This is a genomic window from Streptomyces sp. NPDC026575 (genome assembly GCF_055567415.1).
Window position 1 is genome coordinate 132,698 of record NZ_JBVHQM010000013.1, and the last position, 26,256, is coordinate 158,953.

The following is a 26,256-nucleotide window of genomic DNA, read 5'->3' on the forward strand; positions in this document are numbered from 1 at the left end:
AGATTGAGATGCCGGAGTTGATCATCGTTCGGTTGCACCCGACGAAACCCATGTCCGCGGCGGATTTCCGGGCGGCCCTGGACAAGCTGACCGTGACGGCCTTCGACCTGACCTTCGCCGAGCCCAGGAAGGGCGTACAGATCGGCTCGGCGAAGGGGCTCGCCGTCACGCCCGCCGATGTCACCAAGAACGACGTGAACGTGGCCGACACGGCGATCATCCAGCACTACCTGGACATCGTCGGCGGTGGCCTGCCGCCCGTGACCACACGGCACCAGGAGGCGGTCGCCACCGCCGTGATCGTGGTGGCACCGCCGTCGGGCCATCCGGAGTACCCGACCGGCTCCTCGTACGACCTCCGGCTGGAGCTGACCCGCGACGGCGTCCCCGTCGGCGACGGGGAGCTGGACTTCAACGTCAAGGTCACCAGCGTGGGCCCGCTGCCGGTGCTCCAACCGGCGTACTTCGCGATGCCCGCGAGCGCCTACGCAGCGGTGCCGACGACGTCGCCCGGAGGGGACCAGATCGAGCTGCCCAGGGACGGCACCCCGCCGAACTTCGCCGACCTGGTCGCGAAGGTCGACAAGGTGCTGGCGAAGGATCCCGGCACGGGGGGCTCCCTCCGGCAGCGTCCGCCGCTCAGCCCGGCGCAGAGCCGTTATGTGGCAGCCGAACTGACCTGGGACCGGCTGGTGTATCCGCCCCCGGACCTGCCGCGCCCGCTCGGCGAGATGTACACCAAGCCGCCCGTGGACCCCGGTCTCGACGAGCGGCAGGCGGAGAACGACCGGCAGCGGTTCGAGGCGGAACTGGCCGGCTATCACGCGACCGTCGGCGCGAAGGCGTCACTGCTGACCACCTTCGTCTTCGCCGCCTCGGCGGCCGTGCAGGGCGAACGGCTGGCCGCGAACGCCGCCCGGGCGAGGCTCACCTTCCCGGTCCTGACCGGCGCGGAGACCGGGCACGCCGCGGTGACCTTCGTTCCCCAGGGTGGCTCGACCACACTGGACCCGACGTTCGCCGTTCCGGCGGCCTACCTGTACGCGCTCGGCGCGACGCTGCCGATGACGGTCGATCCCGAACACCGCTACGACGCGGCCCGTTTCGGCGTCGAGACGCAGTCCCTGGCGCAACTGCGCATCGCGGTCGAGAACGGCGTGGTCGCCGCGTCCGAGCCGCTGCTCACCAGGCCCGCCGAACCGGCGATCGGCCCGCAGGCAGCGGCTCGCCGACTGCGCGCGCTGGGCTCGGTCACCACGTCGGAGCCGACTGTCGCGCTGGCACCGCCGGTCTCCACGGTGGTGCGGTCGTGGAGCACGCATTCCGGGGCCACGGAGGCCATCGACGCGGAGTTCTGGGCCCCGGCCGCGGCCGCGTCACCCGGACCGTACCTGGAGCTGGTGCTGCGAGCAGTCACCGGAAACCACGATCCGCTGGTGGTCGCGGTGGGGCAGCCGCCGCTGTCGGTCACCACGGTGGCCGGGCTGGTGGCGGTCACCGATGAGCAGTGGCGCACCGTCCTGCGGGGCAATCCCGCGCTGCTGCCGCCGTTCACCGAGCCGGGCACGGTTTCGGAGCGGGCACGGGCCTTCGTCCGGCACCTGCGGAAGTTCTTCACCGTCCCCGTCAAGCCCCCGACCGCGGAGGAGCCCGCCGCCGGTGGCCTTCCGACGCTCGGTGTGTCCGCCTCGGACGTGTTGGCCCGCATGATCGCGGCATACGGCGACCACGGCGGTGGCGCCTTCGTCTTCGGAGCACCCCGGGACGAGGCCGCGTTCGCGGCCGCGCTGGCCGACACCTTCGGCGCGGACATCGCGGCGCAGCGGTGGCTGGAGCAGGCGGTCGCGGTGCTCGACGCGCTGCACGAACTGACCGCGTTCGCGGCCGGTGACGAACTGCGGTTCTCTCTGATGGAAGCGCTGTACTCGGTCGGCTTCACCAGCACGTCGCAGCCCGCCGCGCTGCCGGCGGCCGACTTCGCCGCGGCGCTCGCCGGCACCGTCGCGCACCCGTTCGCCGCACAGATCCAACAGGCCGCGGGGGGACCCGCCGATCCGGCCGGCCCGCCGGACGAGAGCTTCGCGCCGGTCAACCCGGACGGCACACTGACCGACTGCGTGCCGCCGGATCACCTCTCACCGTTCGGCCCGCCGCAGTACCTGCACGACCTGCTGCGGCTCTCGTCCGCGTCGACCTGCGAGCACCCCACCGCACCGGCCAACGTGGCATCGGTCGGCGAACTCCTCGCGGATCGCCGTGGCCCGCTCGGCGATCTGCAGGTGACGGCCGCCAACCTCGGCACTCCCCTGCCGGTGATCGACCTGGTGAACGAGAGCCTGGAGAGGCTGGCGGGCGGCGGCGCGCAGGGCGCGATCCACGACACCGCGACGGACCGGCTTGCCGGGCACGCTCTGGGGCGGCCGCACGATCCGGCGACCCTGTTCGCCGCGGTGCCGGAGCACTCCTCCCCGGCCACCGAGGCCCTGCCCCAGGCTCACCTCGACGCCTACGCCCTGCTGCGCAAGGACTTCACCGCACCCGCCCTGCCGTACCACCAGCCCCTGGACGTGAACAGGTCCTACCTGCGCTTCCTGGGCACCAGCCGGTACGCCGCGATGCGCCGGTTCCGCAAGGAGATCACCGAGCTGGTGCTGGACCCGGTGCACGAGCCCGCCGGGTTCCAGAGCCACCGGTGGCGCTACCCCGTCCGGCTGGAGATCGCCTGCGAGTACCTGGGCATCTCCGCCGAGGAGTACGACCTGCTCTACGCCCACGACATCGCTTTCCGGAAGGCGCGGGGCCGACTGACCCTGTACGAGGTGTACGGGTTCACCAAGGAGTCCGCCGACGGACCGTCCTGGACCGGCAACGTGTTGCGGGTGCCCGAGTTCCTGGACCGTACCGGCCTGGGCTACTGCGAGTTCCTCGAACTCTGGCGCAGCGGCTTCGTCGCGTTCCAGCGCGCCGTGCCGGAGGGCGCGGCCCCGGACTTTCCCGACTGCGAGCCGTGCTGTCCCGACGATCTGCGGATCAGGTTCACCGATCCCGCCGACGAGCAGGACCCGCGCGCCGCGCTGCGCAAGCTGATCGTCTTCGTCCGGCTGTGGCGGCGGCTGGGCGAGGGCACGGCGCCGGGGATCACCTTCGCGATGCTGCGCGATGTGTGCGAGGTGCTGCGGCTGTTCAACGGTTCCACGATCAATGCGGACTTCTGCCGCCAGCTCGCGGCGCTGCTCATCCTGCACGCGGAGCTGGGTCTCTCGCTCGTGGACACCTATCGGGCCGACGCTGCGTCGCCGGCCGGGAGAGTGCCGCTGCTGGGGCTGTGGGCCGCCGAGCCCCCGGCCGCCGGAGCCGTCGAGCTCATGCTGGACCGGATCGGCGATCTGGCACGGGCCCGCTATTCCTGCGGGGACCGGGAACCGCGCTTCGCCAAGGCGCTCGCCGGGAACCTGACGGTGTTGTCCCGGCTGGCCGGGTTCGACCCCGGCACCGCGAGCGATACCTGGCACGCGCTGCCCACACACACGCTGCGGTTCGTGGAGGTCCTCGGCAAGATCTACGCCTCCGACTTCACCGTCGGCGAGATCATGTGGCTCTTCACCGTCGAAGAGCACCGCGACGGTGACGACCCGTTCGCTCTCCAGGACCGCAACGAGTCGGCCGACGATCCCCTGTCACTGCCCGAGCCGGCGGGGTCGACCGGGTGCGACGAGGCGCAGACGCTCTGGGCGCTGCGGCGGTCCCTGCTGGCCGTGCGCGTTTCCGAGGAGGACGCCGAAGCCTGGACATGGCCCCGGATGACCGCGGCCTTGCGGGACGAGTTCGGCTACGTCCCGGCTTCGAGCGGACCCGACGCCTGGCGGGTGCTCGGGGAGCACTTCTTCCCGACCGTGCTGGAGCGGTGCGGCTGCCCGGTCGATGTGCTGGGGCGCCAGTACCGTACGCCGCTGGCGGCGGCGGACACCTCTCCCCTGATGTGGCTGCGACCGGAGGAAGGGCCGTTCGGCTACGACAGCGCCGCGCAGGAACTGTGGACCTCGCTGCCGGTCTCCGACACCGAGGTGATCGAGGAGCTGAGCCACCTGCGGCCGCTGCGGGAGGCCGAGCGGGTCGCCGTACGCAACCTGTACTTCGCGCCCCGGGCCGCGCTCGCGCCGTTCGCGGCCCTCTTCGACAACGCCGAGCTCGCCATCGACACCCTGGTCTCCGAACCCGACGAGCACGCGAGATTCGCCTTCTTCCAGGCCCAGTTCGCCCGATTCCGGGCTCGCTGCACGGTGATCGTCGATCATCTGGCGGCACACGTGGCCGCGGTGACCGGCTGCCCGGCCGACACGGACGCGGCGGCCACGGTGCTGCGCAGTCTGTGGGCGGACGAGAATGTGGCGGCGACGCCGTGGGAGGCCGATGACGGCAGGTCCCCCGAGGTGACCTGGGCGCCACCGCCCAGCGGTGGCGCGTTCGCCGCGCTGCTGGGCCTCGTCGGCACCGGTCTGCTCGGCGAACTGCACGACGGCGCCGGAGAGTTGGTCTGGCGGGAGACCCGCGGTCCGGCCACCGCGTTCGGTCCGGTGCGCGACCGCTACAACGCTCCGGTGCCCACCGTGTTGCCGGCGATGGATCTGGCGCTGAGCCCGGCCCAGTCCCGCCTGGTCGGCGTGCGCAACGGCTTCGCCGTCAGGGAGGGCGACGCCGAGCCGCTCGGTGGCGCGAGTCCCTTCACCGTGTGCTGGACCGGCGTGCTTCTGGTGGACGAGGCCGGGGAGTACCACTTCCACGCCGGCGCGCCCACCGAGGGCGATATCGCACCGGACTTCTCCCGCGCCCGCGAGCACCGCTGGCGGGTCACCCTGGGGCGCGGCCAGAAGACCTGGATCATGCTGGACCACCACTGGGCCTCCGACGACGCGCCGGCGGCGGCGTCACGGGGCGTGCGGCTGCGCCGGGGCGCCTACCGGATCACGATCGAGTACGCCCAGTCCGATCCGACCTTCGAGCGGGCCGAGGAGGTCTGTCCGGAGCACACCGGATTCCAGCTGAAGTATCGCGGCCCGGACAGTGGCGGTGTGCTGACGGAGATCGGCTTCGACCGGCTGTTCCGGGACGCCAAGAACGGCACCCTGGGCGACGGCCTCGTGGGGTCCGCGGGCCGGTACGCCTCGGACGAGGCCGCCGCGCAGTACCTGGAGCGGCGCTACGGCGCCACCCTGCGCGACATCCGCCGCACCTACCAGCGGGCGGTGAAGGCGGCGCTGCTCGCCCGCCGGTTCGCGCTCTCGGCGACGATCGTGCCCGGCTACCGGCAGTCCGAACTGGGCCACCTGATCACGCATCCGCAGTCCTTCGCCGGCACGTCCTACCCCAGGACCGGACCTTCGGCGTTCGGGGTGCACCACGCCTGGTTCGACTTCGACCTCCTGCCGGTGTCCGACCCGTACCCACCGCAACCGGTGGGGGATCAGCGCACCGCGCCGAGCCCACGCCGTCAGGCGGCACTCTTCGACTGGTGGGAACGGCTCTTCGACTACTGCCTGCTGCGGGCGGAGACCGAGTCCGCCCGGGAGCGACCGGCCTGGCTGCTCTTCGCCGACGTGCTCGAACAACAACCCGACGACCCGGCGCAGCTGCTGCGACATCTGGGCGTCGATCTGGCGCACTCGCCCCTGCTGCACACCTACTTCGCGACGCCCCCGTATGCGCTCGACGCCGACGACCTCACCGATGAGCGATGGGCGCTGCGGGTCTGGCAGGGCGAGAAATGGCTGACCCGGCTGCGCAGCCACTTCGCGTGCCGCTGGATCGGCGATGCCGTGCCGTGGAGGTGGGTCGCCGACGACCCCGGGGCGCAACCCGACCCGGGCAACACGAACCTCACCCGGTTTGTGCGGGACGGCTGTTTCGAGAACGGTGAGCCGCTGCGCTACGAGGACCTGCGCGGGCTCAACGACAGCCTGCGGGAGCGGGCGAGGACGGCCCTGCTCGGGTACCTGTGCGGGATGGACCGGGTACCGCTGCCGTGGGCGCCGGGCACCTTCGCGACCGCGCCGAAGGATCTCTCGGATCTCCTGGTCCAAGATGTCGAGGCGGGCATCTGCCTGCGGATGAGCCGGATCGAGGAGGCCATCCGGACCGTGCAGGCATGCGTTCAGCGGGCCCGGCTCGGGCTCGAACCCACCCTGAGGCCGGGGCCGGAGTTCGTCCGCCTGTGGGAGCGGCGGCTCGCCACCTACCGGGTGTGGGAGGCATGCCGGCGCCGCGAGGTCTACGGGGAGAACTGGATCGAGTGGGACGAGCTGAGCAGCGCCCGGGAGTCGGAGGCGTTCGCGTTCCTGGAGTCCGAGCTGCGCCGGTCGACGCTGACCGTGCCGGTACCCGGTGGACTGGAATGGTGGCCGGGACAGCGGCCGCCGGAGCACCCGTCGCTGCCCCTGCTCCAGGCCCGCGAACCGTCCGGAATCCAGCTGCGGCAACCGGCCCCGGAGGGTCTGGGGTTGCTGGGCACGCCCGAGCGGGCCGCCCGTAACTCCTGGCTCGCGCCGGTGCTCGGCCTCACCCCCGCCCGCCGCCCGCCGGAGAACGACCGCCCCCGGCTTGAGCGCGACCCGCGCGATCACCAGCAGGGAACCGAGGACGACCCCACCGGACTCCCGCTGTGGCTGGCCGCCGCGGTCCGCCTGGGCACCCGGTTCGTCCGCGTCGCCGCCGCCGGGCTCCCGCCCGCCGGGACGGAGTTCGAAGCCTGGCGCGAGGACACCGGCTGCTGCGCGCAGTGCGGCGAGGAACGGCACCACGTCGACGAGTACTACTTCTGGCTCGACGATTCCGCGTACTACTCGGCACGGGACCAGCAGGCGGACGTCGGTGCCCAGCCGGACCAAACGCACCGCGACACCTCCGACTGGCACCGGCCGGAGAAGCTGCCCGCCCTGCTGGACTGGGACGCACAACCCATGGTGCATCTGTGGTGGAGCCGGGTGCGGCACGGCGAGTTCGACCCGCCGCGCCGGTCCGGCCAGGGCATCGCGGTCACCGGAGACACGGCCACCTTGAAGTTCTCCGGACGCACGGCGGATTCTCTGCGCTTCGAGGTGGTGGGCGCGGTGACGCCGGTGATCGGCCACGCCGACCCGACGCCACCGGGGTTCCGCTACGACCTGGCCGAGGACCACGCCGTACCGCTTCCGTTGGTCGAGCCGCCGGTCCCGGCGCCGAGCTACCCCGGCGGGCTCGCGGCCTACCCCTACTTCGTCTACGTCGCCCCGGGAGCTCCCCTGCTGCCGCCCTCGCCGTTCAGCGTGGCGATGACCGTGGCGGGCGCGCTGCGCACCCACTGCCAGTACGAGTCCGCGCTGAAGTGGTACGAGCTGGCGTACCAGCCTCAGGCCCGCGACAACACCTGGGCCTCCTGCGCCACGGACAACCAGCGACGCCGACGGCGGCAGGACGTGCCGTGCTGCCCGAGTTCACCGGTCCGCGAGGACCGGGCCAGGAACCGCGCGGTGCTGCTGGCCCACCTGGAGACCATGGTGCAGTGGGCCGATTCCCACGCCTGCCGCAACACCGTGGAGGGCGCACAGCAAGCGGGCGTCCTCCTCGCCGCCGTCCAGCGGATCTTGGGCGATCGCCCCACCGTGGTGCGGGCCCGGGACCACGTCGGCGAGTCCATGACGGTCAGCGGCCTCGTCACCCGCACCGCGCCGCTGAACCCGCGGCTGATCGCCCTGTACGACGACACCGCGGACCGTATCGCCCTGAATCACCACTGTCTCAACCGCTACCGGCTTCCCCAGCGTGGTGCCTTCGGTGAGACCGGGCTGCGGGAAGGGTGGCAGGAGACCGTCGAGCCGTGCGCCGGTGACTGCGCGGAGGACTGCAGGTGCGGCGGCAGCCCGTACCGGTTCACCTTCCTGGTGGCCAAGGCCGGCGAACTCTGCGCGGAGGTACGCCAACTGGGCGCGGCGCTGCTCGCGGCCTACGAGAAGGGCGATGCCGAAGCCCTGGCCGCGCTGCTCCACCATCACGAGCGGCAACTGCTGGAACTGGCCCTGGACATCCGGAAGAACCAGTGGCGGGAGGCCGACTGGCAGGTGCAGGCGCTGGACAAGACCAAGGAGGGCGCGCTCGCCCGGCTGCGGTACTACCAGGAGCTGATCGCCGGTGGGCTCAACACCGGCGAGACCGGCTACGCGGCGCTGACCGGTGTCTCGATCGCGTCCCGGATCGCCGGCAACGTGCTGGAGGGCGTCGCGCAGGGAATCGGGATCAGCCCGGACATGTGGCTCGGCATCGCGGGATTCGCGGGCACCCCGCTGGAGTTCAACCAGCTCCCGGTCGGCAACAAACTCGCGTCCGGTTTCTCCACCGCGGCGCGGATCATGATGGCGATCGCCGACAACGCCAACACCGGCGCGGGGCTGAGCCTCACCGAGGGCGGCTGGGACCGCAGAGAACGGGAATGGCACCATCAGGTCGAGGTCATCGGCATCGAGATCGAGCAGATCGAACGGCAGATCCTGGCCGCCCACCGGCGACGTGACGTCGCGCTGCGCGAGCTGAACAACCACCAGCAGCAGATCGACAACAGCGCCGAGCTCTCCGACTTCCTGCGGGACAAGTTCACCGGCACGCAGCTGTACCTGCATCTGCAGCGGGAGACCGCCGCGCTCTATCGCAGCCTGTACGAGGTGGCGATGCACACTGGCCGCCGGGCCCAACGCGCCTTCAACTACGAACGCGGCCACACCGCCCGTGCCTTCCTGCCCGAGACCGGGTGGGACGGCCTGCATGAGGGGCTACTGGCGGGAGAGCGACTGCAGTTGGCGCTGCGGCAGATGGAAGCGGCCTACCTCGACGCCAACTGCCGCGAGTACGAGCTGACCAGGCACATCTCGATGCGCCAGGAGTTCCCGCTCGCCTTCCTGCATCTGCAACACGCCGGGTGGGCCGAGATCGACCTCCCCGAGTGGCTCTTCGACCTCGATCACCCTGGGCACTACCTGCGCCGCATCAAGAGCGTGACGTTGACGATCCCCTGCGTGGTGGGTCCCTACACCGGCGTGCACGCCCGGTTGACCCTGCTCGGCAGCAACACCCGCGTCGATCCCGCGCTCTGCGAACCACCGGCCGGATGCTGCTCGGGCCCCGAGTTCGACGGCTACCAGGCCGGCAGCGACGACCGGCGGGTGGTGCGCGCCTACGGCGCGACCGAGGCGATCGCCACCTCCAGCGGCCAGAACGACGCGGGCCTCTTCGAGCTGCGCTTCGCCGACGAGCGCTATCTGCCCTTCGAGTTCGCCGGAGCCGTGAGCCGCTGGCGGATCGAGCTTCCCCAGGAGAACAACCGGTTCGACTTCGACACGCTCGGGGATGTCGTCCTGCACCTCAACTACACGGCCAGGGAAGGCGGCGACGTACTGCGCAGGGCCGCCGGCACCTCCGCACGGCGACACCTGCCGGGCGCGGGCCTGCAGTTGTTCGACGTGCGGCACGACTTCCCCGACGACTGGCACCGCCTGACCACCGCCACGGGCCCGAGGCGGTTGCCGCTGCGCCTGACACGCGCGCACTTCCCGTACCTGCCCGGTGATCAGGACCTGCGGGTCAACCGGCTCGGATTGTTCGTCGAGACCGCGGGCTGCGAGGGCCTCGGCCACATCACGGTGCGGTTCAGGACTGAGCACGAGGTGCCCCACGGCCCCGGCGAGAACTGCGGATGCGCCGGGCACGACATCACCTGTGTGGCCAGTGCCGAATACCCGGGTCTGTTCCACGGGGAGCTGAGCCTGCCGTTGGCGCCGTTGCGTCGCGCCCGAGACCGCGAGCTGGGTGGCTTCACCATCCCCACCGATGTCGGCCCGGTCACCCGGATGTACCTCCTGTGCGGCTACGAACTGGTCCCGTGACCTGCTTCGCGGGGTCACGGGTGGGAGCGCCGACGCGGGATGCAAAGACTCGTACGCCCGACAGAGATCGGTCGTGTCGGAGCCGGATGTGCGCAATGCCGGCCGGCGAGCTGACGCCACGGCGCTTCGGTTTCCAGTGGCTCTGCCCGTCGGAAGCGGCCGCACTCGGCGATCAACGCGTCGGCGCATCCGCGCCTTGTGGGCCCGGTCGATGGATAGGCTCCCGGCATGGACGTCCGTGTAGAGATCATCCGGGAAGTCAGTGAGGAACTCGTCGACGCCTTCGGCCGACTGCTGCCGCAGCTGTCTTCGACGGCCAAGCCCCTCGGTCGCGAGGCGATCGACCGCATGGTGTCGTGTGATGCCAACACTGTGCTCGTCGCCCGGACGTCCGAGGCGATCGTCGGCACCCTGACTTTGGTGCTGTTGCCCCTGCCGTCCGGGGTGAGGGGTCGCGTCGAAGACGTGGTTGTCGACACCGCGGCGAGAGGCCAGGGAGTCGCAGCGCTCCTCACCCAGGACGCCTTGCGGATCGCTCGGGAGGCGGGCGCCCGGACGGTGGATCTCACCTCCCGGCCGGATCGTGCCGCGGCGAACCGGCTCTATGAGCGTCTCGGCTTCCGGGCTCGGGAGTCGATGGTCTATCGCTTCCCGATCGACTAGCCCTTCTCTTTCGGATCACTCTCATGGCATGCGATAGGTTGCCCGCCATGACTGGACTCGGACCCGTCGCCTGGCCACCTGCCCCGATAAGGACCGAACGGCTCGTGCTCCGCGAGTCCGAGGCCCGAGACCGTGCGGCGTTCATCGAGCTGTTCGCCTCGCCAGAGGTGGGCACCTACATCGGCGGCCCTCGACCGCGTGACGAGCTCGAACGCGCGGTGCCTGAGGTGCCCGGGCGGCGTCCTGGCCTCTTCGTGATCGATCTCGATGGAGCGATGATCGGCATGACCACGCTCGATCGGCGCGACGCAGAGCGTCAGGGTCGCGTCCGTCCGGATGGCGGGGAGGCCGAGCTCGGATACCTGTTCTTGCCGGAGGCATGGGGACGCGGGTACGCCGCAGAGGCGTGCGCAGCGGCACTCGGCTGGTTCGCCGACGTGCTTCCCGGCGAGCCGGTGGTGCTCACCACCCAGACCGCCAACGACCGCGCGATGCGCCTCGCGGCGAAGCTGGGGTTCACCGAGGTGGAGCGGTTCCAGGAGTACGGCGCCGAACAGTGGTTCGGCGTGTGGTCGTCCTCGGTCACGCCGTAGTTGCATGCTTCTGTCGTCCCGCCGCAGGCCCGTTTCCCCATCTGGTGGTCTTCGGCAGCCATGCGTTGGCGGAGGCTGCCTGGCTGCCTGGCTGCCTGGCTGCCTGCATCTGGCTGAGCGGTAGCAGGCATCCCATCCTGGATCCAGCGGACGAGCGGGTCAGCTCCCCCAGCACCTTCATAGCCGTAGCCGGGTCCGGCCCGTGGACAGGCCGCGCGAAGGCCGGTTTACGTCTGCTTGCGTCCCGGAGGGACGGGTACTACCCCAGCATGTTCCGATCCGGTCCGTCGCCCGATGCTTCCGGCCTGTGCGCGCACAGGCCGGAAGGGCTCGCCATGGCGGAGACGTCACCCCTGTTCTGCGGGCGAGGCGACCCTCTGTCCGGTCGGCAGGCCGTCATCCTGGCGGGCGGCAGGGGCAATCGGCTCCTGCCGCTTACCCATGAGCGGCCCAAAGCGATGGTGGAGGTCCAAGGGGTGCCGATCCTGCGGCACCAGCTCGACTGGCTCGCCGGTTGCGGAGTCGAACACGTCGTCGTGTCGGCGGGCTATCTGGCCGAGGTGATCGTCTCGTATCTCGGTTCCCGTCCATCGCTGCCACGGACCGAGGCAGTGGTCGAGCAGCAGCCGCTGGGGCGTGGCGGTGGACTACGCCGGGCCGCGCATGCCCTGCCGTATCCGGGCGAGCCGTGGTTCGCCGTCTACGGGGACATCTGGACGTGCTTCTGCTTGTGCGGGATGCGCGCCCATCACCTGCGCGGTGGCGTCGCGGCGACCGTGGCGCTCGCCGGTCCCGGCCTGCCCGGCAGCGCGGTGGCCTATGACGAGCTGGGCCGGGTGACGGACCTCGCCCCGGTCACGCCGGGGCCGGGCCGGGTGAACGCCGGTGTGTACCTGTTCGCCTGGCAGGTCGCCTCTCTTCTCCCCGACAAGGGAGATCACGCCGTCAGCACACTGCCCCGTCTGGTCGGCACCCGCCAGCTGGCCGGTTACCCGATCGACGCGCCCTGGCAGGCGGTGAACACCCCGGCGGACGTGATCCGGCTGGAACGCGATATCGCCACCCGGCGGGCCACTCGTCAGACTGTCGCCGAGTGACCGTCAGGGCAGCCATCGTCAGGTAAATGCCGAGGAGGGCGCGGTATGGACATGTCGCCGGTCGGGGTGTGGAGTACGGCGTTCACGCACGGTGATCCCGATCGAGTGCGGGCGGCGGCCTGCGAACTGGAGGAGCTCGGATACGGCACCTTGTGGCTGGGCGGCGTTCCCGGTGGAAACCCGAGTGGGGACCTGCACAGCAGCCTCAACCTCCTCACAGCGACCCGGCAGGTGATCGTCGCCCCCTCCTGCGTCTCCATCTGGAACCATCCGCCCGGTCTGCTCGCCGCCGCCTACCACGGTCTTGCCGCACCGTATCGGCGACGGACGCTGGTGGGCCTGGCCGTCAGTCACGCGGAGATCGCCGCGGCCTACCAGCGCCCCTACGAGGTGATGGCCGCCTACCTCGACGCGCTGGACGCGTCCGCCGGACCGCTGCCGAAAGCTGCCCGGATCCTGGGCGCGCACCGGCCCCTGATGACCCGGCTCGCCGCCGACCGGACCGCTGGAGTACAGCCCTATCTGGTCCCGCCGTCCCACACCGCCCGGGCGCGCGCGGCGCTGGGGGCGGGGCCACTCCTCGCGCCGGTGCAGACATCCGTGGTGGACACCGACCCGGTCACGGCCCGTGCCACGGCGCGGCTGGCGATCGGTCCCTACCTCACGAAGCCCAACTACGTGCGGACCTGGCTGGAGAGCGGATTCACCCAGGGCGACCTCGCCGACGGCGGCAGTGACCGCCTCGTCGACGCCCTGGTGGTGTGGGGATCCGCCGACGACGTCGCGCGGCGTGTCCTGGCCCACCTGGAGGCGGGCGCGGACCATGTCGCCCTCCAGATCATCGCCGACACCCCGCATGCCCTCCCCCTCGCCGCTTGGCGCGCCGTGGCCGAGCGCCTGCCCGATGCCCGGCCCACGCTCAGCACGGCAACCGCATCTGGGGACCTCGGGCCCAGGCCCCTGGCCGCTGATCGAGATCCCGGCCGAGGCCCGACCGGTGCTCCTGCCTCGCGGCACTTGCCTGGTGCCGGCGGAGTGTCCATCGACGGCGACGCTTGAGAAGCGGTAGCTCTCGCGCGGTCCTGCCTGACGTCCCCCGTCGGTCGGCCGAACTGCTTGAGCACGCGCCCATCCCCGTCTCCCCGCCAATCTGGTTGCGAGGTGGCCCAGTTGGCCACGAAGGAAGACCTCGCCTGTCAAGAGATCTACGACCGGTACCGGTTCAGCGGAGCGGGCGCCAATATGCTGCCCCAGCTTCTCGAAGCCCTCGGCGACCCGGGACGCAACCTGCGGGGCATGACCGTCGTCGGCACCAACGGGAAGGGGTCCACCTGCGCGTTCGCCGTCTCGGCGGTGGCCGCGTCCGGGCTGAACGGGGCGGCAGGCCGGAGGGCTACTGCCTCCGGTAGGCCCTCGACGCCGTTCGCTACGTCGTCGACAACGGCGTCAAGTTGCGTTGAGTTCCGGCCGACCGGCCGTCCTGGACCGGGTCGGCGCGGGAGATGGCGGAGGCGTGTACTCCGGCCGAGGCCGTGGCGATGACTTCGTCCAGAACGTCGCGGGAGCGGAGCAGGTCCATGATCAGTCGATCGATGCGACCCCGTTCCGCGGTGAGTTCGTTGACCAGCCGTGGCGTGGCAATCTCGTTCGGTGCCCCGTCCGTGTCCCGCATGCAGGGGAGCAGCTGCGCGATCTTCTTGCTGTTCAGCCCGGCGGCGTAGAGGGCTTGGACGCGGATGACCCGGTCGACCGCCCACTCACCGTAATGCCGTTGGCCACCCGGGGTACGCTCGGCTCTCAGCAGCCCCTGCGTCTCGTAATAACGCAGCGAACGCTCGCTCACGCCACTGCGCCGAGCCAGTTCACCGATCCGCATTCCCCACCTCGCATGTCACCCCAGGACTTGAACCTGACACCAGTGTCAACTTCTACCGTAGCGGCATGACGAACACACCGGCTGACTCCGGCCTCTTTGAGCCCACCACCCTCGGCGCCCTGCCCCTGTCGAACCGTTTGGTGATGGCGCCCATGACCCGCAACCGCGCCACAGCCGACGGCGTCCCGCAACCGATCATGGCCGGCTACTACGCCCAGCGTGCCTCAGCGGGGCTGATCATCGCCGAGGCATCCACACCGAACGCCGTCGGACAGACGTACCCCAACATCACCGCGATCTACAACGATGAACATGTGGCCGGATGGCGACACGTCACCGATGCTGTCCGCGCAGCGGGCGGCCGGATGTTCCTGCAGCTGCAGCACGGCGGCCGGATCGGTCACCCCGACACCAGCGGGCTGACGCCGGTTGCGCCCTCGCCCATTCCACTCCCGGAGACGATCCACACCCCCAGCGGGCACCAGGATGCCGTCGTGCCCCGCGAGATGACGATCGACGAGATCGGCACCACCGTGGCCGACTTCGCTGCTGCCGCCCGCAACGCCATCGACGCCGGCTTCGCCGGAGTGGAGGTGCATGCCGCCAACGGCTACCTGCTGCATCAGTTCCTGGCGCAGGGGACCAACCACCGCACCGACGCCTACGGTGGATCGGTGGCTCACCGCATTCGGTTCACCGTCGAGGTGGTCCAGGCCGTCGCCGACGCCATCGGCCCCGAGCGGGTAGGCGTGCGGATCGCCCCCGGACTCACCGTCAACGGCATAAACGAGGGCGATACCAAGGAGATCTACCCGGCGCTCATCGCCGCCCTGGCCGATGCCGGCATCGCCTATCTGCACGTGGTCTTCGCGGATCCGGACCAGCCGCTCTTCCAGGAAATCCGCAAGACCTGGCCAGGCACGCTGATCGCCAACCCGGTCCTCGGGTGGGGGAAGCCGTTGCCGGTCGACGGCGGAAAGCACGAGAGCGAACGGCTCCTTGCCGCCGGAGCCGACCTGATCTCACTCGGCCGTCCGTTCCTCGCCAACCCCGACCTCGTGGAACGACTGCGCATCGGAGCGCCGATCAACCAGGTACAGGACCAGGGCCTGATGTACACGGGCGGTGAGACCGGATACACCGACTATCCCCTGCTGGCCGCCGCCCAGCACCGAGCCGAGACGCTCGAACCCGTCGGACCGTGACGACTGCGGGACAGTCGCGCCGACACTCAGTGCGGCGCAGCGGCAGGTGGACCGGCACGGCCCACAGGAAGCAGCCCCTGCCCGGAGGAAGGCAGGGGCTGTGGCCCGTCTTGACGTTGACGATATGAGTGAACGGGCCCGCACCCTGATCGAGGAATTCGCCAGACACCGCCGGCGTGAGCCGCAACGGACGACCGCAGCGCTGGACATGCGCACCGGCGATCCCGACCGGGCGATCGCTGCCCGAACCGGCGGAGGTCCAGCTCGTGGGCAAAGCCCCGCCGCTCCTCGGAAGTGACGGGGCTTGTACCGGCCGCTGGTTGCCTTACAGGCCCTGGACCTTGGCGAAGTCCACGAACGACGCCCAAGAGGACGCGGGGAAGACCAGGACGGGGCCGTGCGGGTCCTTGCTGTCACGGACGGGGACGAGGTCGGGGATGCTGTCGGCGACCTCGACGCAGTCCCCGTTGGCGAGGCTGTAACTGGATGTGCGCCAGGCGGCGGTAGCCAGGAGGTCGTCGGAGACCTCGATGCAGGCACCATCGCCGGTGCTGTAGCTGGACTTGCGCCAAGTGACAGTGCTCAGGTCGGTGGAACGCATGGCATTGCCTCCAACTTCCGCGTGGTGAGCTCCCATGGGGTGCTCGGTTTGAGCACCGACCATTCATCTTGACGGCGGTGACGAACGATGGCCAGACGGCCGTTTCGCCGGCACACCGCACCTGGATCAGACCACAGGCTACGAGCCACCGGTCTCCCCGCCGGCCCGCCCGATAGTCGAGCGCGTGCCCGCGATCGGCAGTCTCGTGATGATCCGATGGCTGGGCTGTTCACGCCTGGTATTCGGTGAGGTCAATGGTGTGAACGCGCAGCGGAAGGCCGTACACCGGGTGGACCGTCTCCCGCTCCAGCACCATGCCGAGCTTGCGGATGACGTTCTCGGAGGCATCGTCACCCACCCGGTTGATGCTGATGACGCGGTCGAGGCCACGGTCCTGGAGCGCGAACTCCAGCGTGGCCTGGGCGGCTTCGGACCCGTATCCCTGACCCCAGAACTGTGAGCCGAGCCGCCAGCTGATCGCCACCGCGGACCCGAGCTCGGGCAGGAACTCGGGTACGGACAGCCCGGTGAAACCGGCCAGTTCACCCGAGGCCAGCAGTTCGACGGCGAAGAGGCCGAAGCCCTCCTCGTCCCACTCCTCCTCCCACCGCTCGATGGCCTCTGCCGTGTGGTCCAGGTCGCGCACCGAGCCGTCGTCGATCCAGCGCATGACCCGGGGGTCCGCGTTGATGTCGGCCATAGGCGCAAGGTCGTCGTCATGCCAGCGACGGAGCAGGAGGCGGGGGGTGCGGATCTCGGTCATGGCACCCATTTTGCCGAAGGCCAGAGCCTCATCGGTAATCGGCACTCGCCGTGCCGCCGCTCCCGGGCCCCGTGACATTACGGCGTATCCGACGGGTCCCCTCAGGCCCGCGCCGGGCAGAACGCATATACGTACGGGGTCGTGATGGCAAGCGGTACGAACCCGAGCCGCCGCAGGATCGGACGGCTCTGGTCGGACGCGTCGACCTGAAGGTAGCGGTAGCCGCGTTCGACGGCGATGCGGGTGCGGAAGGCGACCAGGGCCCGGTAGACGCCACGGCCGCGCCACTCCGGCACGGTGCCCCCGCCCCACAGGCTCGCGAAGGACGTCCCCGGGTGCAGCTCCATCCGAGCCGCGCTCACCGGCACGTCACCGGCCATGGCGACGACCGCGGGAGGCATTCCCGCGGCCAGCTGACCGAGCAGCAACTGCCGGTGGTGCGGCCGCGCCTCGCCGAACGCCCGCTCCTGAGCGGACACCGCCAGCTCGACCCCGGCAGCATCGGTCACCGGGAGCAGACGAACGCCCTCCGGCACCTCGACGCTCGTGGGCAGGTCTCCGATGTCGGCGACCATCACAGTCTCCTCGGGCTCGGGTACAAAACCCGCTGCCCGCAGCCGACCGGGCAGGTCGGCCGGCCGGTCATACCCGTACAGCTTCCACTCGAACCCGCGCCCGAGCGAGGTGAAGTACTCCACCTGGTCCGCGATCGCGACGTCGGCCGTGCTGTCGTCCAGATCCGACCAGACGATCCCGTTCCAGCCCTCGGCGTCCGCGCCGACGTGGCGTACGACGCCGCCCACCCGGTCGACCCGGGCTCCGGGCCCATCGGCCCGGATGCCCTGCCTCAGCTCACGATCGAAGATCGCCAGCACTGTGTCCTGATCCATCCGCTCACTCCACCATCACCAGGCGCTAACGGCAATGGAAAGTGATCGGAACGGGCCTGGCCCCTACCCGTGCTGCGGTCCTGGGCCTCCGAGGGCCCCGCGAGGTCACCGGCGGGGCCAGGTGCTACCCGGAGGTCCTGGTCCGTCGGAGAACTTCTCCCAGCCCGCCCCTGACCGCTGAACGTTTCGCCGCTTCGTAGCAGTTCTGTAGGGGTTGGGCGCCGGGTGGTCAGGTCGGCAGGCGCAGGGTGGCGACGGCGCCGCCCTCCGGGGGACGGCCGCCTGCGAGCCGGCGAGAGCGTCGGCCTCTGGGGACTGGGCGGGCTCGGCACGCACGCGGTGCAGATCGCCCGTGCCGCGGGCGCGGCGCCGATCGTCGGCTTCGCACCTCGCCCCGCTGCCCGCACCCGGGCTCTCGGGCTTGGCGCGGACCTGGCACTGGATCCGGCCGATCCTGCGGCCCCCGGCTGCCGTGCGCCCGGGCGCGTGTCAGCGGGGAGCTTCGGCTCCGCCTCCTCGTCGGACGCGATGCAGCACATCGGCGTGCAGAGCGGCCAGTCCGTCGCGGGGCAGCGGGGCGGGGCTACCGGCCAGGGTGTACCACTCCTCGGCACCGGTGTACTGGACCGCGATGCCGGCGCGCCCGCCGGACAAGGCGGTGGTGGCGACGGTGAGGCCGCCGGTGATGACACCGACTTCGTCGGTCATCGCGCCTCCGGGACCCGCGACCACGTCGTTCTCCAGCCGCTGGGGCTCCGGCCGGCTGTCGTGACCGGTCATGGGGTGCAGGTGTCCAGCATCTCGGTCAGCTTTTCCTTCTCCGCCTTGGTGACCGACAGGTCGTACGTCGACTTGATCGAGGTCCAGGCGCGCCCGTAGGTGCACCAGTACGTCTTGGACGGCGGCTGCCATTCCTCGGGCCCCTGGTCCCCCTTGGAGCGGTTGGCAGCCGCCGACACCACGAGCAGCTGCGGATGCGTCAGGTCGTTGGCGAAGTCCTTGCGCTTGTCCTGAGTCCAACTGCGGGCTCCGGAGCGCCAGGCATTGGCCAGCGGCACCATGTGGTCGATGTCCAGGTCCGAGGCGTCCGTGAACGTCTTGTCGTCGTACACGCTCACCCACTTCCCGGATACCGCCCGGCACTCGTCGTCGCGCCGCACGCCCGTGCCGTCGCGCACCAGCACCGTCTCCCGGGTGTTGCACCTCTCGCCCTGTGAGGCCCAGTGGGGGAACTTCTCACGGCTGTAGCCGGACATCGGTCCGTGTGCGGCCACCTCCAGCCCGAGCAGCTCCCTACGCGCCTGCTCGACGGTCGGCACGCCCGGCAGCTTCGTGGTGTCGGCCGCCTGGCCGCCACCGGCTCCGGCCGATGCGGACGGCTTCGCGTCCGTCGCCGCAGGTGACGCTCCCTTGTCGACAGGCGAGCAGCCGGCCACGGCGAGCACGGCCAGGGCCGCCAAACCCAGTCCCCAAGCATTCCGCTGACGCACCATGACCTGCGCATTCCCCTCATCCGGCACCCGTGCAGCCTAGCCAGCCGCCACCACGGCCACCACCCCCGCCGTCGCCCCTCCCGACACACCGGACTTCTGCGCCGGTCCGTCCCCGCGGCCCACGGGGCGTCGGTTCACAGCGGAGTGCCCGACGCGTCGGAGTCCTCGTCGATCGCCGGTCTCTCCCGGAGGCGGGCCGCGTGAGCCTGCTGCGCGGCTGTCAGATCCAGGCCGGAGAGCGACTCGGCGAGGTCGGAACGGTTCGGGTCTTCAGGAGGTGCGGTGCGGAGCCAGGCCAGCGTGTGGTCGGCGACGGTCCGGGCCTGGGCGGTCGGGAGATCACCTCGCCGGGCGAGCGTTCGCAGCACCACGGGTACACCGGGCGACGAAGGGCTGCGCTCCAGCCATCGCAGGACGTGAGCCACGGCAGGGGAGGTCCGTCCCGGGAAGGAGTAGTCGTCACTCAGCAGGGACCTGATCATGGACCGGTTCGCCTTGAGGCTCGGCGGGGTCTCCTCGAAGCGGTGCAGTACACGGTCGATGAGCCGCTGGATCTGTTCTCCGGTGACCTCTGGCCGCCGCAGGATCTCGTGCAGTATCCGGCGGTGGAGAGTGGGCGCGGCGGGCACGGCGTCGAACCAGTCCACCGCCTGGGCCACCAGCCGGTCCGCTACGGCCGCAGGCAGGTCCGAGCGGCTGAGAAGCGATCGCAGTACCCGCCCGCTTTCTTCGGAATGACCGTCCTCGGACAGCGCATCGGCCGCCAGTGCAGCGAGATGGCTGCCGCCGCGCTCCCGCAGCAGCACGCGCACCTCCTCGGCCGGGCCGTCCCGATCCTCATCCTGGTCCCGCAGCCAGTCCTCCGCCGCCGCAATGGAGCGGGCCCTTGCCAGGGCCGGGAGGTCGTCGCAGGAGAGCAATGTCGCCAGCAGCGTGCTCATCCTCTTGGAGCCATGGTCCTCTGCCAGCCACTCCCATACGGCCTCCAGAATCTTCTCCGTCGCGTCCGGCGTGCGGGCATCGCCGGCGAGGAGGGCGCTCAGCACCACATGTCCCGACTTCGCGCGCGGGTTGAGCCGGTGCCAGCTCAGGGCGAACCCGATCAGCCAGTCGGCGTTCCCGGGAGAGAGTCCCGGACGTCGGAGCAGTTGGGTCAGCACCGCCTGCGTGGCGGGAGCCCGCTCGTGGCTTTCCAGCCACGAGAGCGCCAGTTCGGTGAGGCGCTGCCCCTGTTCCGCCGCCAAGTCCTGGCGGGTGAGCAGATGGTGCAGCGGCAGGCCCGCGCTGTCGCTGTGCCGGGCCTGCTGGATGAAGTCAAGGGCGAGAGTGATCGCCCCGCGAGGTGACGCACCGTCCGGTATCCGTTGCAGAACGGCCCTCAGCAGCTGGAACTTCCCGTCGTGGTGGCTCCCCGCGGCGATCCGCACGGCGTCGGTCCGGGTGCCGAGCCAGTGCAGCGCCATCGTCACTGCGGCGCGTGCCTGGTCGTCGGGCAGGTCCTTCTGCGCCAGGAGCCCTCTGAGGACGTACAGCAGTGCGTGGCTCTCCGGATACGACGCGCCCCAGGCCAGAGCCTGCTCGTTGAACCGTACGCGGTTGTCCGACGTGAGGTCGGCCCGTCCCAGCAGGCACTCCAGGACCACACTCGTGGCCACGGTGTCGTGATGCGCGTCGAGCCAATCCAGAACCGGTTCCCACACTTCCGGCGAACGGTCGGATCTGAGCACCGCGCGCAGACCCAGCACGGAGTCACGGTCAGACTGGTCGCCGGCCAGTCGGCACAGCAGCCCTTCCGTGATGAAGCGCAGCTGATCGCCGCCGAGTTGGGGTCTCTTGAGCAGTGCTCTCAGCACCAGGCCCGAGCCGCCGACCGCACCGACGCCTCCCAGCCACTCCACCGCACAGCCGACGGCACGTCGCACCCGGCCGTCGTCGATGCCGTCGCGTTCGAGCAGCGCGAGCAGCACTCGGCCCGCCTGGGGTTTCGGCTCGCCCTCGGCGAGCCAGTCCATCACGGCGTCAGCCAACGGTGGGACCTGATCCGGCGGAAGCCGGGGGTATTCCAGCAGTACCGGCATCAGCCCGCCGTCGGGACGCTCCCCGAGCCGCTCCATGGCCAGGGCGCTGACGTCCCGGGCCTGGGCGTCCGTGATGTCGAGTGGTTTGAGGAGGGCTCGCGTCAGGGCGGCGACGGCTCGCGAGGGAGCCGCGGGGTCCCGGCAGAATTCGATCGCGCAGCCGACGAGGGCCTGGGACTGGTCCCTGCTGAGCTCGTCGCGGTCCAGAAGTGGCCAGAGGCTGAACTCCGGTTCCTGGTCCGGGGGTTGGGCGGCGCGCCAGGCCGAGGCCATGGTGCGGGCGGCACAGTCACCCTGCCATCTGTCGTTATTGAGCAGTGCCCCTATGAGCCTTGTCGTCAGCTTCTCGTTCCGCGCCGCATTGCGCCGCAGCCACCGCACGGCGCGTCCGTCGGCCATGACGCCCTGCTCGTCCGTCAGCTCCGGGTGTTCCAGCAGCGCACGCAGCACCACGCCCGCGTGGAACGCCTCGCCATGTCGGGCCAGCCAGCCCAGGGCGTTGTCGATGAGGACGGGCTCCCTGCCGTCCGGCCCGCCCCGTTTCAGCAGAAGCCCCAGCACCGACCAGGCGGCCGGTGTATCGGGGTTGCGTTCGAGCCACGTCCACAGGCAGGCGGTGGCGTCCCGGACATGGGCCCCGCGCAGGATCGCGTGCAATGCGGCGGCGGCCTTGAGATCGTCGGGCCAGGCCTCGATCCGCAGCAGCGCTTGCCGGGTGACGTCTACGGTCTGCTCCGAGGTGAGTTCCCCGCTGTCGACCAGCGCCGAGATGACCTGCGGGGTTCCGAGCGCGGTGGGCTGCTGGTGCACCCAGTCCCACGCCGCCCCTGTGGTCTGCCGCCACTGCTCGTCGGTGAGGCTCTTTTGGCGCAGCAGCGGCCTGAGCACGGTGTGCGCGTGTGGATCGGCGGCGTGGGCCGTCAGCCACGCTGTGGCGGCCTGCCCTGCGCGCTGTCGTTCCACAGGGGTCAGGTTCCGGTGGTTCAGCAGCAGGGAGATCACGAACACGGCCGAGGCGCCGTCCGGGCAGGTCTTGAGCCACTCCAGGGAGCGGTCCACCACCGCCCGCAGTTCCAGGTGGGTCAGATCCTGCCGCTGGAGCAAGGAGCCCAGCAACGGGCCCGTCGAGTACGCGCCCGGGTCCAGCCAGGCCATGGCGCGTCGTACGGCGTCCCGCGCCACGAACGGGCGCAGGGCCCTGCGGCGCAGGAGAGCAGCCAGGAGGTGGCACGCATCCGCCGAGCCCTCCCGCGCCCCGAGCCAGCGGAGGACGTGGGCGATGACGGCGGGGACCTGCCACTCCGGCAGGTCCGGGGCACTAACGAGCCGGCGCAGCAGGTGTCGGGCTTCGTCGCGGCCGCCGTGTTCGGAGAGCCACTCCAGGGCGAAGCCGACCGCACGCTCGTACTCGTGACGGGTGAGTTCCTGCTTGAGCAGGGGCACGAGGACGAACGTCGCCTCAGGCAGGGTGGAATGGTCGACGCACCAGCCGAGGGCACAGCTCACGGCGGCTCTCAGCTCCGGGGTTCCGTGTTCGCAGCGCTCGATCAGCGCGGGAAGGACGAAGCTGGACCGCTGCGAGGTGTGCATATGGAGCCACTTCAGCGCGTACCGGATCGCCGCTTCGCCCTGGTCCGGCGGCAGTTCGCGAAGCAGCAACGCCTTGAGGAGAAAGGACGCGTCGGCCTGCCGGCCGCGGCTGTCGAGCCAGTCGACGGCGTAGGACACGGTCTGCCGGCACTGCGCCTCGGTGAGGCCGGGATGCGTGAGCAGCGCGGAGATGACGTAGTCGGCGTCCGCCCGGTGATGGCGCGGTCCGAGCCAGGACAGGGCCTCGGTGACGATCCGGTCGGCGGCGGCCGGCGGGCAGACGGTCAGAGCTCCGGTGAGGAAGATGCGCGCGCTCTTCTCCGTCGCGCCTCCCGCGAGCCATGGTGCGGCGACGGTCTCCCAGTGCCTCGTGACCGCATCCGCCCAAGGCCGGCCGGAAACCATGCCGAGCAGCGGCTGTCCGCCCTCCTCGCCTGCTGCGTCGAGGAGTTCACCGATCACGGCGGCCTGATCCGCGAGCCAGCGTTCGCAGAAGGCGGCCACGAAGCCTCCGCCGCTGCCGTTCAGGTCGAGATCCGCGACCAGCCGCCGCAGATGGCCGACGAACCGGTCGAACGCCACAGGGCCACTCCGCACCGCGCCGAACACGGCGTCGGCCGCCCCCTCGTGGAGGGTCAGGCCGGGCTGCGGCAGCAGCGCCCCGTGCAGAAGGGTGTCCGTGACGACGTCGTGCAGGGCCTCCAGCTGTCCCTCGGCGTCCTGCAACCAGCCCAGGGAGAGCAGCGGCCCGAGAATCGCGCCGGTGCTCCACTGCTCCCCGTCGGGCCGCGCCGCGAGCAGGGCACCGACCGCGGCTTCCACGTCGGCACGCGGCTGTGGGCAGACGGCCATGGCCACGGTGCACGCCAGCTGGACGGTATCGGGCTCGGCCATCTGAAAAGGGCTGCGTGGTCCGTCGGGCGCCGGCGGCAGCAGGCCGTCCTCCCGCAGCCGCAGATCCAGCCAGGGCAGCAGCTGACCGCTGCGCAGCCTCGGTAGTTCTGGGGCCTTCATGGTGCCGGTGTTCAATCGCTGCTCTATGCCCATCGCGATCAGCAGTGCCATGGCCGGCCGCTGTCCGCAGGCTTCCATGAGGTCCGAGGGGCCCCAGCGCCGTAGGGCCCGTGGCGCGACGGTGTGCAGGATGCGGCCGACCACCGCTGCCCAGTGGTCCGCGTCGTCGCGCAACGGCACCTCGCGGAAGAGGTCAAGGGCGTTGCGATGGTGCACCGCGGCTCGGGCGCCGGGCCGGATCGAGCCGATGAAGGCCAGCGTGATGCCCTGGCGACGCGCCTCGGGCTTCAGTTCGCTCGCGACCTTCCGCAGATCCAGCCGGGTGTAGGTATCCAGGTAGTCCAGGACGAACAGAACCCGGCGATGCTCCCGTCCGAGGACGGCATGGGCGAGGTCCTCTGCGGTGAGAGAGCCGTCGGGCCGTGCGTGCAGCACCCGCCAGCCCGCTTCCTGGGCGAGCCCGGCAACTGTGAAGGCGGTCCGGGTCTTTCCGGTCCCGGCCGCCCCGACCAGCAGGACATCCGGCGTGCCGGGGTCGGCGAGTGAGGCCAGGAGCCGCTTCGGCTCGGCTTCGTGGTGAGGCCCGGGGCTGACGAAGTCGAGCGCCCGGTCGAGGAGGTACGAGTGGCTCGGCCGGGCGGCAAGCCGTTCCAGGACGTGGTCGTGCGGCAGGATGCTGCTCAGCAGGGGACCGCTCGGCTGCCCGGGAAGCGGGACCTCCACCGGTTCGGCATCGATGCCGTGCCGCTTCAACTGCCGTAAGAACGCGGGATCGGCGAGGTCGCACAGATCGACTGCGGACACACTCCGTCCTCCGCCGGGCAGATGGTGGCTGCTGAAGACACCCGCGAGCAGCCCGCCCTCGACGGTCACGATGCCGGCTCCTGAGTAGCCGGCCCAGGGCGAACGCCGTCTGCCGTCCGGACCTCGTCCTGGGGACTCCGGTTCCGGACTGCTGATCGCCAGCTCCAGCCGGTGGCCGAGACGGTCGGAGCCGAGCTGGATCGTGCCGTCGATCTGACGGCTGCTCATATGCCCCTCCTCCACGGCGAACCGCGGGAAACCCACGGCGTGGAAGCCGATGGCGCCCACCGCCTCGGGCAGCCGGGCGAAGCGCATGGGCGGCACCGCGTCGGGTTCGGCGTCAAGTACCAGCAGGGCCACATCGCGATCGCGATGCGGCAGAACGAACTGGACCCTGAGGGGCGCGGGCGGCACCGTTTGGCCGGGCCGGGCATGCTGCCGCACCTCGTACGTTCCCCGCTGGTCGACGGCGTGCCGTGCCGTGATCGCCAGATCACCGGTGAGCAGGAAGCCGGTCGCGACGAAGTGCCTGCTGCCGGGCTCGGTTCCATGACCGACGACTTGCAGCACCCGGCCACGATAGTTCGCCATATCCCACCACCCAGGCTCAGTCGGTCAGCGGCAACCGGTCCGGATCCGCGGTGAGAACGCGCTGCCCGTCGGCAGTCTCGGCCTTCAGCTGTAGCTTGACGGTATGAGCGACGGTGGTGCTGCCCGAGGCTTTGGCGTCGCCTGAGACGACCCAGAACCTGACCCCACCGGCGGCCTCGGCCGTCGCGCTCACCGATACCTGCATCTCCAGATCGACGGATTCCACGTGCAGCCGCACAGGCTGCCCCTGCCCGTCCGCCATCGCGTGCGCCAACTCCTGACGGAGCGCCCGTATCGCATCCGCAAGCCCGATTTCCACGCTCATCGACGATGTCCCCCCATTCCCTGCCGCCGTACGCGGCCTGCACCACAGCTTACGAGGTGGTCGATGCGGGACCTGGCAACAAACCTGGCCGCCCAGGCGGTGGAGCGGAGTCACAGGTTCGGCTTGCGCTCGACAGGCACGGCCACTGCACCTACGTGCCGAACATGCCTCCTGACGTTGCCGGTCCTCGCCGACCACCTCACGGTCGTGCCGGCCCAGTTCGCCGCCCCGATCGAGCTGATCTGGCATCCGCTGCAACACATCAGCGGGACGTTGGCCCATGCGCTGTACGGCACGGACTGGCTGCCGAACCCGGCCCACTTCAACTTCATCCGGGGGGCCACCAGACCGGTGGAACACGGAGTGATCCACGCGACCTCGCACGTCAGCAGCACACTCGGTCCGCTGTTCACCATCGTGATCGGCGCCGCGCTGATCCTGGTCGCCGTCCGCTACCTGGGAAAGCTGCTCAAACTGCTCATGGTCGGCAGGGCCCGCGACATTCTGATCAAGGCCGTCGGGGCCGCAACGCCTACCTCGCCATGGCGTCGGGCATGGGGGTTGCCTGCAAGAAGTGGTGATTCGGTGAACTCGGCTGGGCAGGGCCAGAAATGACGTGGCGGCACCGCTCAGCTGATGCTACCCAGGGATTTCAGGGGGTCAGTTGCTCTCGTCGTGCCGTCGCGTGAGGTTCGGGACGTTGGGGCGAAGATGCCGAGGATGTACCGTCGGGGTCGCGGACGAGGGGACGCTCCGTGGGCCAATTCT

At 70.6% G+C, this 26,256-nt stretch carries 15 protein-coding genes; 7 read left to right on the forward strand and 8 right to left on the reverse strand.

Annotated elements, in window-relative coordinates; translation table 11 throughout:
* Positions 1-50 precede the first annotated feature (50 nt).
* From ACZ4NB_RS19870 to ACZ4NB_RS19890, 5 genes are all read left to right on the forward strand, one after another.
* Entirely contained in the window at positions 51-9,905 is a 9,855-nt protein-coding gene (locus ACZ4NB_RS19870; RefSeq protein WP_467663178.1) for a Tc toxin subunit A-related protein, read from the forward strand.
* Positions 9,906-10,133: 228 nt separating this feature from the next.
* A complete protein-coding gene (locus ACZ4NB_RS19875; protein WP_467663180.1) occupies positions 10,134-10,568 on the forward strand; it encodes a GNAT family N-acetyltransferase in 435 nt (144 codons plus the stop codon).
* Positions 10,569-10,615: 47 nt separating this feature from the next.
* The gene (locus ACZ4NB_RS19880; RefSeq protein ID WP_467663182.1) at positions 10,616-11,161 is read left to right on the forward strand and encodes a GNAT family N-acetyltransferase; all 546 of its coding nucleotides are present in this window, start codon (positions 10,616-10,618) and stop codon (positions 11,159-11,161) included.
* A gap of 335 nt (positions 11,162-11,496) precedes the next feature.
* Complete coding sequence (locus ACZ4NB_RS19885; protein WP_467663184.1) at positions 11,497-12,258, forward strand: nucleotidyltransferase family protein; 762 nt, start codon at positions 11,497-11,499, stop codon at positions 12,256-12,258.
* 45 nt (positions 12,259-12,303) lie between these two features.
* The gene (locus ACZ4NB_RS19890; RefSeq protein WP_467663186.1) at positions 12,304-13,317 is read left to right on the forward strand and encodes a TIGR03620 family F420-dependent LLM class oxidoreductase; all 1,014 of its coding nucleotides are present in this window, start codon (positions 12,304-12,306) and stop codon (positions 13,315-13,317) included.
* A 367-nt stretch (positions 13,318-13,684) separates the two neighbouring features.
* Here ACZ4NB_RS19890 and ACZ4NB_RS19895 read toward each other — a convergent pair whose 3' ends face one another.
* On the reverse strand, positions 13,685-14,134 hold the full coding sequence (locus ACZ4NB_RS19895; RefSeq protein ID WP_467663188.1) for a MerR family transcriptional regulator: 450 nt from the start codon (positions 14,132-14,134) through the stop codon (positions 13,685-13,687).
* 65 nt (positions 14,135-14,199) lie between these two features.
* Between ACZ4NB_RS19895 and ACZ4NB_RS19900 the strand changes: the two genes are divergently transcribed.
* Complete coding sequence (locus ACZ4NB_RS19900) at positions 14,200-15,339, forward strand: alkene reductase (RefSeq protein WP_467663190.1); 1,140 nt, start codon at positions 14,200-14,202, stop codon at positions 15,337-15,339.
* Positions 15,340-15,664: 325 nt separating this feature from the next.
* Here ACZ4NB_RS19900 and ACZ4NB_RS19905 read toward each other — a convergent pair whose 3' ends face one another.
* From ACZ4NB_RS19905 to ACZ4NB_RS19935, 7 genes are all read right to left on the reverse strand, one after another.
* The gene (locus ACZ4NB_RS19905) at positions 15,665-15,940 is read right to left on the reverse strand and encodes a DUF397 domain-containing protein (RefSeq protein WP_467663192.1); all 276 of its coding nucleotides are present in this window, start codon (positions 15,938-15,940) and stop codon (positions 15,665-15,667) included.
* 229 nt (positions 15,941-16,169) lie between these two features.
* A complete protein-coding gene (locus ACZ4NB_RS19910) occupies positions 16,170-16,703 on the reverse strand; it encodes a GNAT family N-acetyltransferase (RefSeq protein ID WP_467663194.1) in 534 nt (177 codons plus the stop codon).
* A 101-nt stretch (positions 16,704-16,804) separates the two neighbouring features.
* Complete coding sequence (locus ACZ4NB_RS19915; protein WP_467663196.1) at positions 16,805-17,593, reverse strand: GNAT family N-acetyltransferase; 789 nt, start codon at positions 17,591-17,593, stop codon at positions 16,805-16,807.
* 489 nt (positions 17,594-18,082) lie between these two features.
* Positions 18,083-18,373 carry a hypothetical protein gene (locus tag ACZ4NB_RS19920; protein WP_467663198.1) on the reverse strand — a complete coding sequence of 97 codons (291 nt, stop codon included), beginning with the start codon at positions 18,371-18,373 and terminating at the stop codon, positions 18,083-18,085.
* A complete protein-coding gene (locus ACZ4NB_RS19925; protein WP_467663200.1) occupies positions 18,370-19,086 on the reverse strand; it encodes an HNH endonuclease family protein in 717 nt (238 codons plus the stop codon). The genes ACZ4NB_RS19920 and ACZ4NB_RS19925 overlap by 4 nt, the downstream gene beginning before the upstream one ends.
* A 134-nt stretch (positions 19,087-19,220) precedes the next feature.
* Positions 19,221-25,163 carry a S1 family peptidase gene (locus ACZ4NB_RS19930; protein WP_467663202.1) on the reverse strand — a complete coding sequence of 1,981 codons (5,943 nt, stop codon included), beginning with the start codon at positions 25,161-25,163 and terminating at the stop codon, positions 19,221-19,223.
* Positions 25,164-25,179: 16 nt separating this feature from the next.
* On the reverse strand, positions 25,180-25,488 hold the full coding sequence (locus ACZ4NB_RS19935) for a trypco2 family protein (protein ID WP_467663203.1): 309 nt from the start codon (positions 25,486-25,488) through the stop codon (positions 25,180-25,182).
* Positions 25,489-25,665: 177 nt separating this feature from the next.
* On the opposite strand from ACZ4NB_RS19935, the gene ACZ4NB_RS19940 reads away from it, so the two are divergent.
* Complete coding sequence (locus ACZ4NB_RS19940) at positions 25,666-26,103, forward strand: hypothetical protein (RefSeq protein ID WP_467663205.1); 438 nt, start codon at positions 25,666-25,668, stop codon at positions 26,101-26,103.
* Positions 26,104-26,256 lie beyond the last annotated feature (153 nt).